At 45.2% G+C, this 16,353-nt stretch carries 14 protein-coding genes; 9 read left to right on the plus strand and 5 right to left on the minus strand.

Annotated features, from left to right (window positions below):
- Positions 1-118 precede the first annotated feature (118 nt).
- Positions 119-2,110: a transketolase gene (gene tkt / locus BUA75_RS01450; protein WP_072872807.1), complete on the plus strand. Its 1,992-nt coding sequence runs from the start codon at positions 119-121 to the stop codon at positions 2,108-2,110.
- A gap of 113 nt (positions 2,111-2,223) precedes the next feature.
- On the opposite strand, the gene BUA75_RS01455 is transcribed toward tkt, so the two are convergent.
- Complete coding sequence (locus BUA75_RS01455) at positions 2,224-2,832, minus strand: TetR/AcrR family transcriptional regulator (RefSeq protein WP_072872808.1); 609 nt, start codon at positions 2,830-2,832, stop codon at positions 2,224-2,226.
- A 75-nt stretch (positions 2,833-2,907) separates the two neighbouring features.
- The gene (locus tag BUA75_RS01460) at positions 2,908-3,783 is read right to left on the minus strand and encodes a LysR family transcriptional regulator (RefSeq protein WP_072872911.1); all 876 of its coding nucleotides are present in this window, start codon (positions 3,781-3,783) and stop codon (positions 2,908-2,910) included.
- Between the two features lie 228 nt (positions 3,784-4,011).
- Between BUA75_RS01460 and BUA75_RS01465 the strand changes: the two genes are divergently transcribed.
- Positions 4,012-6,087: a peptidoglycan D,D-transpeptidase FtsI family protein gene (locus tag BUA75_RS01465; protein ID WP_072872809.1), complete on the plus strand. Its 2,076-nt coding sequence runs from the start codon at positions 4,012-4,014 to the stop codon at positions 6,085-6,087.
- 528 nt (positions 6,088-6,615) lie between these two features.
- Here BUA75_RS01465 and mnmA read toward each other — a convergent pair.
- Complete coding sequence (gene mnmA, locus BUA75_RS01470; protein ID WP_072872810.1) at positions 6,616-7,770, minus strand: tRNA 2-thiouridine(34) synthase MnmA; 1,155 nt, start codon at positions 7,768-7,770, stop codon at positions 6,616-6,618.
- A gap of 255 nt (positions 7,771-8,025) precedes the next feature.
- Here mnmA and BUA75_RS01475 point away from each other — a divergent pair, with 255 nt between their 5' ends.
- Positions 8,026-8,943 carry a hypothetical protein gene (locus BUA75_RS01475; protein ID WP_072872811.1) on the plus strand — a complete coding sequence of 306 codons (918 nt, stop codon included), beginning with the start codon at positions 8,026-8,028 and terminating at the stop codon, positions 8,941-8,943.
- Positions 8,944-8,984: 41 nt separating this feature from the next.
- Entirely contained in the window at positions 8,985-9,119 is a 135-nt protein-coding gene (locus BUA75_RS16350; protein ID WP_278247822.1) for a hypothetical protein, read from the plus strand.
- Here the strand turns inward: BUA75_RS16350 and BUA75_RS01480 are convergent.
- Together BUA75_RS01480 and BUA75_RS01485 are read right to left on the minus strand one after the other, a co-directional pair.
- Positions 9,116-9,562, minus strand: a complete 447-nt coding sequence (locus tag BUA75_RS01480; protein ID WP_072872812.1) for a hypothetical protein — start codon at positions 9,560-9,562, stop codon at positions 9,116-9,118. The two genes, BUA75_RS16350 and BUA75_RS01480, sit on opposite strands and share 4 nt — an antisense overlap.
- A gap of 159 nt (positions 9,563-9,721) precedes the next feature.
- Entirely contained in the window at positions 9,722-10,384 is a 663-nt protein-coding gene (locus BUA75_RS01485; RefSeq protein ID WP_072872813.1) for an HAD family hydrolase, read from the minus strand.
- Positions 10,385-10,478: 94 nt separating this feature from the next.
- Between BUA75_RS01485 and BUA75_RS01490 the strand changes: the two genes are divergently transcribed.
- The 5 genes from BUA75_RS01490 (at position 10,479) to BUA75_RS01510 (ending at position 16,320) form a co-directional block, all read left to right on the plus strand.
- Entirely contained in the window at positions 10,479-11,267 is a 789-nt protein-coding gene (locus tag BUA75_RS01490) for an SDR family NAD(P)-dependent oxidoreductase (RefSeq protein WP_072872814.1), read from the plus strand.
- A gap of 28 nt (positions 11,268-11,295) precedes the next feature.
- A complete protein-coding gene (locus BUA75_RS01495; RefSeq protein WP_072872815.1) occupies positions 11,296-12,162 on the plus strand; it encodes a sulfurtransferase in 867 nt (288 codons plus the stop codon).
- 63 nt (positions 12,163-12,225) lie between these two features.
- Entirely contained in the window at positions 12,226-13,737 is a 1,512-nt protein-coding gene (locus BUA75_RS01500; RefSeq protein ID WP_072872816.1) for a carboxypeptidase M32, read from the plus strand.
- An 88-nt stretch (positions 13,738-13,825) separates the two neighbouring features.
- A complete protein-coding gene (locus tag BUA75_RS01505; protein ID WP_083573998.1) occupies positions 13,826-15,112 on the plus strand; it encodes an MFS transporter in 1,287 nt (428 codons plus the stop codon).
- Positions 15,109-16,320 (plus strand): acyl-CoA dehydrogenase family protein, encoded by a 1,212-nt coding sequence (locus tag BUA75_RS01510; protein ID WP_072872817.1) that lies wholly within the window; start codon positions 15,109-15,111, stop codon positions 16,318-16,320. Before BUA75_RS01505 ends, BUA75_RS01510 begins: the two co-directional genes overlap by 4 nt.
- The last annotated feature ends 33 nt before the right edge of the window (positions 16,321-16,353 follow it).

Here is a 16,353-nt window from a genome sequence, read left to right on the forward strand (position 1 = left end):
AGCCTTGTTGTCCAAATTTTACTTTGTAAATGTTATCATATGCGGAGAAGCAGCGCGTTTTGTCCACGTTGCACTCATATTTTCCGTTGCCCATCTTTTGTTGCAGAGGAGTGGAGAAATGCCGTACACAGAAAAAGATTTGTTAGCTGTTCAAACGATTCGTACACTTTCTATTGACGCCATTGAAAAGGCGAATTCAGGCCACCCAGGATTGCCCATGGGTGCTGCACCTATGGCCTATGTATTATGGTCCCGTTTTTTGCAACACAATCCTGAAAATCCCCATTGGTTTAATCGTGATCGATTTGTGCTGTCGGCTGGTCATGGTTCTATGTTACTCTACAGCCTGCTCCATCTCTTTGGTTACGATGTGACCATAGACGATTTGAAATCTTTTCGACAATACGGCTCACGTACACCAGGACATCCAGAATACGGACACACACCGGGAGTGGACACTACAACTGGACCGCTTGGACAAGGAATTGCGACAGCTGTGGGTATGGCTGTTGCGGAAAGATTTTTGGCTGCTAAATACAATCGTCCTGATGCGCAAGTGGTTGATCATTACACTTATGTGATTGTCGGCGACGGCGATTTAATGGAAGGTATCTCGGGTGAAGCGTCTTCACTAGCAGGTCATCTCAAATTGAACAAACTCATTGTTCTTTATGATTCTAACGATATTTCTCTTGATGGGCCTACTTCTTGGTCGTTTACGGAAGATGTAAAAGCGCGTTATCAGTCTTACGGCTGGAACGTTTTGCATGTGAAAGATGGTAACGATTTGGAAGAAATTGAGGAGGCTATCAAAGAAGCTCGCCACGCTAACGCCCCTACACTCATTCAAGTCAAGACCATCATTGGATATGGCGCGCCTACCAAGCAAGGGACATCCAAAGCTCATGGTTCCCCGTTGGGTAAAGAGGAAGCAGCTAAAGCAAAAGCATTTTATCAGTGGGGTCATGACGATCCGTTTCATGTTCCCTCCGAAGTTCGAGAATTGTTTGCAGAACTCAAAAAAGCCTGTGCATCTCGGGAAGCAGCTTGGAACGCTGTCTACGTGGAGTTCCAAAAGAAATATCCTGAGCTGGCTCAAGAACTAGATACAGCCCGCTCTGGGAAAGTTCGTGTTGATTTTCCGCAAGTCATGCCGCAGTTTGAAGGTGAAGTAGCGACACGCGATGCTTTTGCAAAAGTCATCAATGCCATTGCTCCTCACGTTCCAACAATGCTTGGCGGTTCTGCCGATTTATCAGAATCCAACAAAACTTTAATTGCTGGAAAAGATCATTTTGGACCAGAAAATTATGCCGGACAGAATGTTTTTTATGGAGTACGTGAGCATGCCATGGGAGCCATGATCAACGGACTGTGTTTGCATCAAGGTATATTCCCTTATGTTGGGACCTTCCTGGTCTTTTGCGATTACTTGCGTCCATCCATTCGCTTGGCTGCACTGATGAAACAACCAGCACTATATGTGTTTACACACGATAGTATTGCTGTTGGTGAAGATGGACCAACGCACGAACCGATTGAACAATTGGCTTCTCTGCGCGCTATCCCAGGATTAGTGGTTTTTCGTCCGGCAGATGCTCAGGAAACAGGTTATGCGGTGGAATATGCATTGACGCATCGGGAGGCACCGATTGTGCTAGCCTTGTCCAGACAAAAACTCCCGGTTTTACCTGAAATCCAAAAACATCGAACGGAGTTTGCCAAGGGTGCTTATGTCTTGTATCAACATGGGGATGGTCAACAATTAGCCATCATGGCTACTGGTTCTGAGGTGCACCTTGTACTCGAAGCTGCCAAGCGTTTGGCTGCTGAAGGAATCGCGGTGCGTGTGATTAACGTCACATCTTTTGAATTGTTTGAATCAATGGATGCGGCGTATCGAGAGAGCGTCCTGCCCGGTGGATTGCGTAAGCGGCTTGCCGTGGAAATGGCTCACCCCATGTCATGGGGCAAGTATGTGGGGTTGGATGGTGATACGTTGACCATACAACGATTTGGCGCTTCTGGCCCTGGAGAAGTTGTGATGCGAGAATATGGATTTACCGTGGAAAACGTCATCGCAAAAGCAAAAGCCATTTTAAATCGTTAAACGTCAATTTCTATGCAGAATGGGGCAGTCCTTGTGGACGCCCCATTTGTTCAATGCTCGAAGGACAGAAATCGCTTGTTCTCTTCAAACAATCATGATTGTTTTCAGTAATTTCAGGAAAGAGTTTCCGATGATTGTAAATGAGCTTGTAATCCTGCCATGACAAAACGAATAATACGGTTTTCAAATGTTGTTTTATCGGACTCCTCAATATGCATTGCTGCATAATAAGCCATGTCTCCCACCAATGAGATAAGCATGAGAATCGTCCAGCGATCTTCCTTGCTTTGAAAACGTCCCTCGTGGCGACGATTGAGAGCCTCTAGCAGTTTGTCACCGAGAGAACCATACATAGCTTCCTGCTTTCTTTCCATAAATGCTCGGCCGCCACCCGAATAATAAACTGACGCCATGGCCTTATCATGGTCAAACATGCGCAGAACGGTTCTGACTGTCGCTTCAGTTGCCTCTTCAAAAGAGTTTTCAAGATTGTCAAGAATGGGAGAAATTCGAGACCAGGTCTGCTCCACCATCTCGTCAAATAAAGCGGTGAGCAAATCTTCGAGTGAATTGAAATGCAGGTAGAAGGTGCCGCGTGCAATGTTACTTTCTTTGATGACATCGGCAATCGTAATATCGTCATAGCCATATTCTTGAAAGAGCCATTTGGCAGTATTCAGAATGTGTTGATGACGTTGCTCTTTAGTCATGGATTGACGCATTTCAGAAGCTCCTTTTTCAACTGCGCTGAAATGATAGTTACGTAATTTACCCCCGCGCGGTATGTAGAGAATGTTTTATGTCAGTGATGCATAATGATCACGCACGACTTTTAAAAACTGATGGGTGATAGGATGTTCGGCCATTTCTTCTGGATAAGCCAGTAATGTCGGCCGCACCCAATCCTCCAGTCCCACATCAATAGCTAAACAACCCTTGTGGGCCGCATCTGCAAGAGTTCTTCTTGGTAACAGAGAATATCCAACACCGAGTCCAACCATGGCTTTTATAGCGTCAAGACTGTCGAGTTCCATACTCACTTTGGGATAGACATGTGATTTGGCAAGGAGTTCCATGACACGCTTGCGAAAAGGCGCTGTTTCCCGGCTGAATGCGACGAAAGGTTCATTGACCAGTGCCTGAGGACCAGGAAAATGATGTGTAAAAGGATGGTTTTTCGAAACTACCAAATCAATTTTATCTGGAACAAACTCTACAAGACGCACACGTGGATGATAAATCGGCTCACCTAAAAAACAAAAATCCACGCGTCCAGTGGTCAAGGCTTCCACCATTTCATCGTAAAGTCCCATTTGTACTTGCAGGCGAATCCGACTTTGTTGGTGAAAGGTGGCAAGGCAACTAGGCACGTCAGTAGAGACAAAAGCGCGGCCGGACATGATGCGCAAAATAGGTAAAGGTGAACTTTCGGGCTTGCTCATTTCAGTGACCAGCCGTTGCATACGCTCAGCGAGGGGTAAAAACTGTCGTCCTGCAACAGTTAATTCAACTCCTGTCGGAACGCGATCGAACAAAGCATAGCCCAAGTCTCGTTCCAGTCGCTGCAAACGTGTAGTGACGGTGGATTGTGACATAAATAGGCTATCGGCCGTTTTGGAAATCGATTTTAGCCTTGCTATAGCCAAAAAAAGCTCTACATCACGTGTATCCACATCATCACCCAACTGACCTTTTTCTGCATTCTATCATGTGCTGCTTGAAAGGAACAATTAGATATTGATGAGAATTTCGTCATGCTGCCAAGATTTCTCCATCCTCTTTTCGCAATTTCAGAGTAAACTAGAGAATGTGGGTTTTTTCGTGTCGATGCCTGTCAATTGTTGACGATGAAAATGGCTGATAGATACGAGAAAACTGATATTTACACAGGGAGGATTGTCATGCTGAAACGAAAGAATCGAGGCAAACGCGTGAAAAGACACAATCCTGCTAATCGCCTGTGGGTCGTATCCGGTATAACCACTCTTGCTCTGGCGGGACTTTTATTGCGCCTAGGCTATGTGCAAGTCAAGGAAGGTTCGCAGTTTCGCGGAGAATCAACGAATGTTCAGGTGGTTTCTTACCCGGTTTTACCACCCCGCGGATTTATATATAGCAGTAACGGAACTGTGCTCGCTGAGGACAAGCCAGTATATGATGCCTATCTAACTCGCTTGCCCAATGTTTCAGAAAATCTTCAGAATATGGCAGACAAGTTGGCGCCTTGGTTGGGTGAAAGTCCGAAAGCAGTATTGACGGCCATGAAAACGAGCCCGCTTGCTACTCAAGTGCTCATTAAACGAAATCTTTCTGAAGCTGCTGTATCTTACATTTATGAGCATCGAAGCGAACTGCCGGGAGTGCGTGTTGAGGTCGATCCAATTCGCTATTATCCGTATGGCGATTTGGCAGCGCATATCCTTGGATATGTCGGACCGATTACCTCCAGTTCTGAATCTTACTATAACAAATTGGGGTATCTTGATTCACAAATTGTTGGTGAAACGGGCGTGGAAGCGCAGTATGAGTCCTATCTGCAGGGACATGTAGGAGAAGAGGAAGACCTGGTCAACAGTGCAGGTGTGCCTATAAAGTCAATTGGCATGCAGCCACCAGCACAGTCGGGAGACAATTTGCAGTTAACAATTGATTCTACCTATCAGGCGTTGGCCCAAGAAATTGTGGCCAATTATATTCAAAATTCACCACTTAAATATGAGATTTCAGAAGCTTCCGCTGTTGTTTTGAATGTCAAAACAGGCGGGGTGGAAGCTATGGTTAGTTATCCTTATTACAACCCCAATTGGTTTTTGAATGGTAATTATTTAAAACACTCTACTTACTTAGAAAAATCTGATGCGTTGATTAACAATGTGATTCAAAGCCCTGAATATCCTGGCTCTACTGTCAAACCTGCAAACGCGATTGCAGGTATGCAGTCGGGAACAATTACACCGAATACGATAGTGTACGATCACGGTTTCTTGCAAATTGGTAACCGCATTTTTCACAACTGGTATCTTCCTGGATTTGGACCGGTTAATGTGACGCAGGCTATTGAACTTTCCGATGACACGTTTTTCTACCAGCTTGGATTATGGCTGGGGGGATGGAATAACAATACCGGTTACCCCAATGGAGAATCCTACAATCAGTGGGTAAAAACTCGTTTTGTCAAAGCCCTGAATACACTGTTTGGCTGGGAATATCGGTTTGGTCTTGGCGCCATGACCGGCATTGATTTGCCGGGAGAAGTACCTGGTATGTTCTGGGAAGAAGACACGCAGCAGAACTATCTGGAAGTTCCTTATGACTTAAAGCAAGCAGAAGCTTCTTTAAAGAAGAAAGGCTATTATGATAACTGGGGGGCAGTACCTGATTTGGCGTTTGCAGCCATAGGCCAGTCACAAGAATTTACGCCTATCGAAATGGCCCAATATGTGATGACTTTGGCCGATCGCGGAGTAAAACTTCAGCCGCATGTTCTTCAAGCCATTTATCCAGCGGACGAAGCGCCTGGCAGTCCTGGCAGTAAACCGATATACACTTTTAAGCCTAAAGTGGAGGCACGGCTTAACATTAATCCAACGTATATGCAGGCTGCGTTGCAAGGTATGTATTTGATGGCCAATAATCCTATGGGATTACTTTACCAGGGTGGATTTGCTGGATCTCCATATCACGCTGCTGGTAAGACAGGAACTGCTCAGATCTCTGAAAACGGGCGCAATGTGGACGACTCCGTGACCATTGCTTTTGCGCCTTATAACCATCCACAAATTGCTATTGCTGTCATGGTGCCAGGTGGTGGAGCGAGTACAACCACTGCTTCACATATAGCTCATCGTTTATTTAATGCGTATTTTCAATTGCATCACGAGTTTTTCCCTAAAAGTCAATGGATTAATCCCCAATTTCCGGCCAATTGGAGCTCAACTTTTGCTGCTCAACAACCAGAAAAGGGTGTTATGCCCTAATCTGTCTTATTAGGAAGGCTGCAGAAGCCTGCATATGAGCAGGTTTCTGCGACTTTCTATTCTATAAGAGGCTGCCTATGAAGAAATGGGTAACTTTTGAGCAAAAGAAGATTGAATTAATTGAAAATTTCTAATATAATGTTAAGAAACGATTCCTTAGAGAATCGAGAAAAAAGGCTAAAATCGCGTTCGCATTCAATGTCTGTGAATTTTGAAATATTTGCGGATTGCGATGAATACAAGCCTGGGGAAGAGAGGAATTCAGATGGAATACAATCATTCACAATGCGCATTTTGCGGGTCGGAAATGGAGCAAGAAGAGCGGGAAGTAAATTATCGCCAAGTATGTTCTTCTTGTCTCGACAAATGGGAAAGGGATGCTGATGCAACTTGGTAGTAAGAAGTCAGCAAAAAAGGTTGTTCCTCACGGAAAAAGTCAAATCGCTCTGTGCATTTACAATTAGTCACAGATGGCAGAGCTTGGCTTGTCCCTAAGGGCAACCTTTTTTGTTTGACAATATCAACAGATTATAGAGCCATATCAGCAGCTAACGGGCGGACGACGTGCGGAGAGAATGACTTGACGTATGGTTCGAACGACTCAATGATACCACCACCGAGGCAAACTTCTCCATTGTAGAGTACAACCGATTGTCCGGGAGTAATAGCTCTTTGGGGTGTATCAAAGAGGACGTGCGCACCTTTAGCGTGCATATAGACAGTAACTTGTTGATCAGGCTGGCGATAGCGAAATTTGGCTGTACAGCGAAAAGTCTCAGCAGGTGAATGACCAGCAATAAAATGAATTTCACGGGTTTGTAATGAAGTACTGTAGAGCAAGGGGTTGTTCAATCCTTGAGCAACCACAAGCTGGTTGGTAGATAATATTTTGTCCACCACAAACCACGGTTCACCATTACCTTCACGTTTACCACCGATGTTTAATCCATGACGTTGGCCGAGAGTATAGTACATCAAGCCATCGTGTGTTCCTAATACATGTCCGTCTGCATCTATAATTTCTCCAGGCTTAGCTGGTAAATACTGTTGTAGAAATTGTTTAAAGTTTTTTTCGCCAATGAAGCAAATGCCCGTACTGTCTTTTTTCTTTGCTGTCGGCAATTTTGCTTCTGCGGCAATTTTACGCACTTCTGGTTTAGGCAAATGACCAATTGGGAAAACAGCTTTTTGTAAAGCTTCCTGACTGAGTAAGTGCAAAAAATAGGTTTGGTCTTTTTGGTCATCCGCCGCTCGCAACAGGATGGCTTCTTGATCTTGTTGTTCCATACGGGCATAGTGACCAGTCGCGAGTCCATCTGCCCCAAGTTGGAGGGCAACATCCAACAATTCTTTGAATTTAATTTCACGATTACAAAGAACGTCTGGGTTAGGCGTTCTTCCCTGTTGATACTCTTGAAGAAAATATTGAAAGACGCGTTGTTCATATTCTTTTTCAAAATTGACACCGTAATAAGGGATGCCAATGATTTCGCAAACTTTGGCCACATCTTCAAAGTCTTCTGTGGCAGTACAGCGTCCTTCCGCGTCTGTATCGTCCCAATTTTTCATAAAGACTCCAATCACTTCATGTCCTGCTTGTTTCAGAAGCCATGCAGCCACTGAAGAATCCACTCCGCCTGACATGCCTACAACAATTCTTTTTGGAGAGGAAGCCTTGTGCATGTTGTTCCCTCCTTATTTCTTGGCTTGGGCTTTTCATATGCATAACCATCTTACGGTTTTTGCCATGCAAGCGCTCGTACCTTAGTAGTTTGCGCAATTTTATCTATGCGGTCAAGAAGAGGTAAACTGTTTTCGATATGAACTTTTCCTCCATAGGGTGACTGGAGGATACGCGTTCTTTTTGTCGAAACTCAAGATGATTATACTGGTAATTTCCGCTGCAGCGAGTGTTCAAACAGGATTGGAGAGAATCAAATGTTTCAAATCAATCGCCAAGTTATCTTGGAACATCCAAGATTAAAATTTTTACAAGATGTAGTACCTATTGATGAACATATGGACGGGATCGAAAAATTTATTAACCTGTGTTATGTCGACGAAGGTTGGAATGTGGTTCAACATGGACGAGTGATAGCTCTAAGGGCTACTGATGAACAACGACTTTCATCAGCTTTCAAGGCAAGCCTATATCTTGGCAAATATAAAGATATGGCGAATACAGAACGGTTTTTGAAAAGCATGGTATCTGCTGGACATTCCTACGAACCGATTCGAGGGGAAACCATACTCTTTCTGTTTATTGGTATTGGCAAACCGGTTTACGATCATCTGGTAACTTATACGGTCGGTCGACCCACTCGGATTGCTGGTGGGCAGCGAGCTAATGTGCCCTGGGGGTTTGAATTGCCTGTAGAGGCGAGGAATGAAGAAGAGTATGCGGAAGAACTGGACCGCATTCGTCGTGTTATTCAATTGGCTAAAACGGATCGGGTTGAACAAATGCAGGCGGCGCGTGCCAAATTGCCTGTGGGCTATATCATGCCGCCCTTTCTCTTTGAATTCTCTGAAGAAGCGCTCATCAAACATGTTTTTCGTCAGCGACTCTTTGAAAGGGGAGCGCAAGGGGCGACTGTTGAAGTGGTCAGTGACATGATGGAATGTTGCATGCAAATCGATCCTCAGAAATGGGAAGTTCTGGTTGACTATCATGGGCCTCATTTACAACAGTGGGAAAAAGCCATGCGTACATTACGAAAAGAATCTTATCGATTGGAAGATATATGTAAATTGTTGAGTATCTCTTTGGAAGAAGCTCTACAAAAAGATTTATATTCTCTCCTGTTGGAGTCGGTGGGCAAGTTGCCGCCATCGATGTGGGAGAAACAGCGTTAGATGATAGAGTAAGCAGAAAAAGCAAAAAGTGTTTCAAATAGATGAATGAAGACTCCGCTTTGGCAATTATTGAGTGGCAGAGTGGTGCTGTGCCTGCGTATGGTATGCAGAGGGATACAGTCCGGGCAGAGATTGAACCTCTGCCCGTCCCTTCGCAATTTTCAATAGCTGATTAATGAGTCAAATGGCTGTCCTGGCTAGGTAAAATGTTTTCTGGAGATTTAGGTTCCACTGGATAAGCCCGCTGTCCGCAAGTACACCATACAGAAGGGTACGGATGTTCAGATATATGCATCCGTCCACAAGTGCATAGATAACGAATGGCGGGGATATATCTTTCTAGTGTCATCGGATCGACTTGCCGAATCATTGATTTTAAAGTGGGGGGATGCCAGTTTTTTTCTAGGATCTCCAAGTGATTTGGATGTTGCGGATAATCGACAACAATCATCTCACCCGCATAACTTAAAATACGATGAAGACCACCATATTCTCGAATCACTCGCTTTGGCGAAGAAGCTTCTACATAAGTAATAATGGAACGATTTTTTTCTTGTGACGAATCGACAGGACGTTCCTGCCCAATCATTCGATACCAGTGAAGGATTTTGTTGGTCATACAGACACCCCTCTCCAAACTGCTCATAGCTCAGTTGGATCCCCGCTCAAGCCCGATGGCTTCGTTATGGTCAAGGCGGTTTTTCTCATATTTATTTCTCTACTCTGTTAGACGTTTTGACTTTGCGAAATGTTACAAAGTCGCGTCATCTAAGTTACGTTAGGGCCGTTCATTCTGAACCTTGAATAAGGTGAGCAATTGTGACAAATTCGTGATAATTACGTCTGCGTTTGTCAATTCGTCATCATGTCCAAATCCAAATGCGCAACCTATACAAGGAATTCCAATTTCTTTCGCAGCCTCAACGTCGCTCTGTCGATCACCTATCATCACCATACTCTCTATATCGAATACTTTGCAGTGTGCACGCAAAATATCCGCTTTTCGTTTACCGTGAACGCTTTCCAGGCAAAGTGGAAGCGTAAATAACGTATCAAGGTGTTGGGTTGACAGAACAGCGTCTAAGTAATTACAACCGCAATTACTAGCTGTGGTCAAAGTATAACCTGCTTGTTTTAGGGCTTCTAAAGTAAACCTTGTTTCAGGAAAAAGAATATCGCAATGAGACAGGGTAAAAGCTACCTCTTTTCCGCAGTCTGTCTCAGCCTGCCTACGAATTTGCCCAGTTGAGTTGGGCATCAATATTTCCCAGATTTGCTCATCGGGCAACCCGAATGTGCGCGTCATGGTTAGGTCATCCGGCGCTTTGCCGCCATATTGGGCAATGATTTTTTTGTAAATTGGCAGGATGAAGGAAGCAGACGACAATAATGTTCCGTCAAGATCAAAAATAAGGGTGCTGTAATCAGTCCAAGGTCTCATGATATGAGTATACCAGTATGAAAGAAAACGGTGAATTCTTGAACACTTGGCAGGGGCTGAGTTTGGTTTACAATAGAGAGGGGAGGTTTTGTTTATGGGATTTCAGGGACAAAATCGCGTTGCTGTCATTACTGGAGCAAGTTCAGGAATCGGTGAAGCTATTGCCTATGGTATGGCGGAAGCTGGCTTTCGTTTGGCGTTAGGTGCGCGACGCAAAGAACGTCTTGAGCAAGTGGCTCAGCAAATCGCAGAGCGATGGAAGACTGAAGTATACATAGCTGAATTGGATGTGACAAGGCGGGAGAGTGCTGAGGCGTTTGTCAAGGGTGTCGTTGGACATTTCCAACAAGTAAATATATTGGTCAACAATGCTGGTTTGGCTCGAGGCACTGCGCATGTGGCTGAAGTGACAGATGAAACGGATTGGCAAGAGATGTTGGAAACCAATGTTATGGGTGTATTGCGAATGACAAGATTGTTTTTACCGCATATCCAGACAAGCAGTAGTGGACATATCATCAATATTGGCTCAATTGCTGGACATGAGGCATATGCAGGAGGCTCTGTGTACTGCGGCAGCAAATTTGCTGTTCGAGCTATAACAGACGCTTTGCGTCAAGAATTGCTGGGTCAACCGATTCGTGTCAGTACGATTGATCCAGGCATGGTTGAAACGGAATTTTCTGTTGTTCGCTATCACGGTGATAAAAGCAAGGCAGATGCGGTCTATGCAGGTATGCAGCCTCTGACGGCCTCTGATATTGCCGATTGTGTGGTTTATACCGCTACTCGGCCACAACATGTCAATATTGACATGATTGTGGTCAAACCGACCGATCAAGCGGGGGCAGGGAAGGTAGCAAGACATCCCGTTCAGGAATAGTCTCGGTCTGCAAAGGATGTGACTAGGATTGCTCATTTCTGTAGAACAATTGCATGCTGCTATGCAGCAACAAGAAGATATCGTTGTGCTTGATGCGCGGTTTCGACTTGGGAAACCAGAAGCGGGTTTGGAAATGTATCAAAAGGGTCATATTCCTGGCGCAGTATATATTGATTTGGAAAAGGAATTGTCGAAGCCAGCAGCTCGTCCGGGTGGACGTCACCCCTTGCCTGAAATAGACGATTTAGTTGCCTGTTTTGCAGAGAAGGGAATTCATCAGGACTGCCTTATTGTGGTTTACGATGATAATCAGGGTATGGCGGCTCGTGCATGGTGGTTATTGACTTATCTTGGACATCAGCATGTGTTTTTGCTAGATGGCGGAATAGGTGCTTGGTTGAGGGCTGGGTACCCGCTTCGACAAGGAGAAGAGCAGAAGACGCGTCAAACTTTTACAGCTATGCCGATGCAAGGTTGGACTGTCGATTATGAGGAAGTTGCTTCCCTTGCAGAAGCAGGCAATGGGTTGTTTCAGTTGCTGGATGCTCGTGACGCGGTTCGTTTTCGTGGTGAATCCGAGCCTATTGATGCCGTGGCTGGTCATATACCAACGGCCAAAAATTTACCTTGGACGCATTTCCTTCATAGCGATGGGACATGGAAGTCGCCGCAAGAAGCAAAAGAAATTGTTGCCTCTTTGCAACTGTCTGAAGATACGCCAGTTATTGCTTATTGCGGGTCTGGAGTAACGGCTTGCTCGTTGATTTTTGCTTTGCGTCGGGCTGGGCTTCGCCAGATTCGTCTCTATCCGGGAAGTTGGAGCGATTACATCAGTCATTACAATGCTCTGATAGCCACAGGAGAAAAGGATGAAAACAAGTACATCTTGCCGTGACTTTTGACAGTGATATCTCATAGGGAAAATGCTCTACAAACCAGGTGAGGAGGAATTTTCTATATGAATCAGGACTTGCAGAGTTTACTGCAAAAGTTTCGAAGTGAACTGCGAGAAATTGGACATTACGAGGAAGCTACACGGCTGATGGAATGGGATTTACGTACTGGAGCACCCAAAAAAGGACATGAATTGCGTGCGGAAGCGCTCGGAACACTGTCGGCAAAGATTTTCGCCATGTTAACCAGTGAAAATATGGGCCGTTATCTGAATGAACTGACTAGTGCGGAAGCGGAACTGTCTCAGGTCGATCGCGCTCTGCTTCGCGTGGTGCGTGAAACGTATGAGCGCAGCAAAAAAATCCCTCCCGAACGGCACCAAGCGTATGTCATGCTTGTTGCTAAATCGCAATCTGTATGGGAAGAGGCTAAAAAACAGGCTAATTTTAGTCTTTTAAAGCCTTATTTGGAAAAAATCATCGCTTTTAAGCGAGAATTTATTCAATATTGGGGGATTCAAAATCACCCTTACGACACTTTGCTCAATTTATATGAGCCAGGACTGACAGTAGCCAAAATAGATCCGATTTTTAAACAACTGCGGGAGGCTACCGTTGATTTGGTACAACGGATCGGCGAGAAAGGTTTTCCTAAATTCCCTGTTTCGTTGCGTCGGGAAGCGCCGATTCATCAGCAACGTCATTTTAGTGAAAAACTTTTGGAACGAATTGGATATGATTTTCAGGCTGGACGTTTGGATGAGACCGCTCACCCTTTTGAGGAATCCCTCAATCATTATGATGTGCGCGTAACCACCAAGTTTGTTCTCGATGACGTATTGAACGCTATGTACAGCACCTTACACGAGGGCGGCCACGCTCTTTACGAACAGCACGTCAGTGCTGAACTGATTGGTACACCGCTTTGTCATGGAGCTTCTATGGGTATTCATGAATCTCAATCTCGTTTCTGGGAAAACATGTTGGGTCGATCCCGGTCTTTTCTGCAGGCGATTTATGGAGACTTTCAAGCAGCATTTCCTGGATTGTTTGCTGATGTCCATCTTGAGACTCTATATCAAGCAGCAAACCATGTTGAGCCATCACTCATTCGTATTGAGGCAGATGAATTGACTTATAATTTACACATTATGATTCGTTATGAAATTGAACGTGCACTTTTTGAAGAAACGTGTGAAGTTGGTGATTTGCCTCGACTCTGGAATGAAAAGGTTCGCGATTATCTAGGACTTGAGACGCCAAACGACGCGCTGGGCGTTTTGCAGGATGTACACTGGTCGGGGGGGGATTTTGGATATTTTCCCACTTATTCGCTTGGCAATCTATACGCAGCTCAGTTTCGAGAGACGCTTTACAAAGAAATTCCCGATATTGAAGAACAGTGGTCAGAAGGGGATTTCTCGCAAGTCTTGGAATGGTTTTCAACTCGAGTGCATAGCCACGGAAAAGTGCTTTTACCAAGCGAATTGATCGAGCAGGCTACAGGGAAACCGCTGTCTGCAGATTATCTCATTCGTTACTTGCAACAAAAAATGAGCGATATATATCAAGTGTAAGAAAAGAAAAAGAGCTGGGAGAGCAGGCGACGGCGATCCGGAAAATATTCCGGGGCGCCGTTTGACTTGCCGAGAGAGGTGAAAGAACATGCCCTGGCAAGCTCGAATTCAGACTATGTTGGGGAAAAGATTTTGGATAGGGCTACTTCTCTGTATGTCTTATCTATTGGCTTTTATGCAACGGACAGGACCGGGTGTTGTGTCGACCACTTTGCAGCATACTTTCCATGTAAGTGGCGCTGTATTAGGCACAATGACCAGCGTGCAATATTTGCTTTATATGATTTTGCAGATTCCAGTTGGGCTTTCTGGAGACAAACTTGGCCCTGAGAAGCTTCTGGCAGCCGGCGTTTGTTTAGACGGCATAGGAACGCTTTGTTTTGCGGATAGCCACCAGTTTGCCATGCTTCTAGTCGGTAGAGCTGTCGTTGGCTTAGGTGATGCGCTCATTTGGGTGAATATTGTATTGATCATCGGAGGCTACTTTCTCCCGTCTCAATTTGGCGCTTTACTTGGTATTGTGTCCACAGCAGGAAATGTGGGGGCATTGTTGACCACGATTCCGTTTGCCGCCTGGACGACAGTTGCTGGTTGGCGTGAACCTTTTGCTCTTCTTGGAATTTTGCTCGTCATCACGGCCGTATTTGATTTTGCAGTGATTCGGAAAAAAAGGCCAACCTTGGATAGGGTGTCTGTCCTATCGGATCAACCAGAGCAGTTTAAAATTAAACCTGTTCCCATTCGAAGCATTTTATCTACTGTGATTCAAGACAGAAATGCTTGGGCTACGTTTTTTTGCCATTTTTCAGCGGTTGGAACGTATATCGGTTTTGTGGGGCTTTGGGCTGTTCCTTATTTTGAACATACGTATGCAGTCAACCGTTCTTTAGCCACAACGTTTACTTTGACAGCCTTTGTAGGTGCCTTGATCGGTGGCCCGCTTGCGGGTACGCTGACTGACCGTATCGGTTCGCGCCGTGGTACCTATATTGTCCTGCAAGTGTTCATTTGTCTCTCTTGGCTGTCTGTTCCGCTTTTTGCTGGGCAACCACCCGTACTGATTGCCTATATGCTTATGTTTGTACTCGGATTGGGATCGGGAGGTAGTTTGCTGACGTTTGCCGTGATTCGAGATCAGACTCCTGCAGAGCGTGCTGGTGTGACTTCTGGATTTGCCAATACGGGCGGCTTTTTATCAGCAGTTCTTTTACCTGTACTGTTTGGCGCACTGTATGATGCTCACCTTCGCCAAGGTATCCATACGGCATATGCGGTTGCCTTTTTGGTACCCACAGGTTTTACCTTGCTCGGCGTGATAGGCAGTCTGTTTATTCGAGAAAGAAGGCAAGCATTCCAAAATGAGGTGGGAGTATGAGTCAACTTCATTGGTTTTTGGATGATGAAAAGGCGTTAAAGCGTTTCAAAATCATTCGTGAATTGTCGCAGCAGTTCTCAAATCGGGCAGCACTTCACGATACAGATTCATCATTTCCCCACGAAAATATTGCAGCACTGCGACAGGCGGGTTATGTGAGTTGGACAGTTCCAGAAATGTATGGTGGTCTCGGTTTATCATTATATGAATTGCTGGCTCATCAAGAAGAATTAGCTCAGGGCGATGGGTCTACCGCGCTTGCGATTGGTTGGCATATGGGCTTGTTCCTGAATTTATCAGCCACCGACGCATTACCAGAAGAAGTGTTTGCGGAAGTTGCTACAACCGCTGTTCAAAACGGCTGGCTCATGAACTCTTGCGCAACGGAACCTGCCACAGGAAGTCCAAGTCGCGGCGGACGACCGCAAACAACTGCCAGGCAAGTGGAAGATGGATTTCTATTGACTGGTCGAAAAACGTTTAGCACACTTTCTCCTGAATTACACTGGATTCTAATTACAGCTGGTATTGAAGATTCTGAAGATGTCGGCGAATTTCTCATTACCGGCAATCAAGTCCAAATTGTAGAAACATGGAATATGATGGGTATGAGAGCAACAGGAAGTCATGATATTGTCATGGAAAATATTTTTGTGCCCCATCGTTATTTAGTTGCACGCTTAAAGCCGGGAGAAAAATCACCGCGCAATCGTGATGGTGGCGGTTGGATGTTGCATATTCCGGCTTGTTATCTTGGTATTGCAATGGCTGCCAGAGATTTTGCTGTCCGCTATGCTGCGGAGTATCGGCCTAATAGTCTAGCCCAACCCATTTCGCATGTCCCGCATATCCAAGAAAAATTGGGACAGATGGAAATGAAATTGTTAAGCGCTCGAACGTTGATGTACGACATGGCGAGACGATGGGATAGAGCGAGTAAATCGGATCGTCCTACATTGAGGCCTGCTCTTGGTACGGTCAAGACAATTGCTGTCCAAGCTGCGATGGATGTGGTCGATCTCGCTATGCGTGTAGTGGGGGCACAAAGTCTTTCCCGTTCTTATCCTTTAGAACGGTTTTATCGTGACGTGCGCGCGGGATTGCATAATCCGCCTATGGATGATGTGGTTTTGCGTATGCTTTCCGAAGCAGCTGTCAACGAAATACAGAAAACTCGCAACAGTGATTCAAGATTACCCTTATTCTAAGTGTGATCAGATGGGTCAAAAAGGCATGTCGAT

Origin of the sequence: Alicyclobacillus tolerans (genome assembly GCF_900142255.1) — a bacterium.
Classification (GTDB): domain Bacteria; phylum Bacillota; class Bacilli; order Alicyclobacillales; family Alicyclobacillaceae; genus Alicyclobacillus_I; species Alicyclobacillus_I tolerans.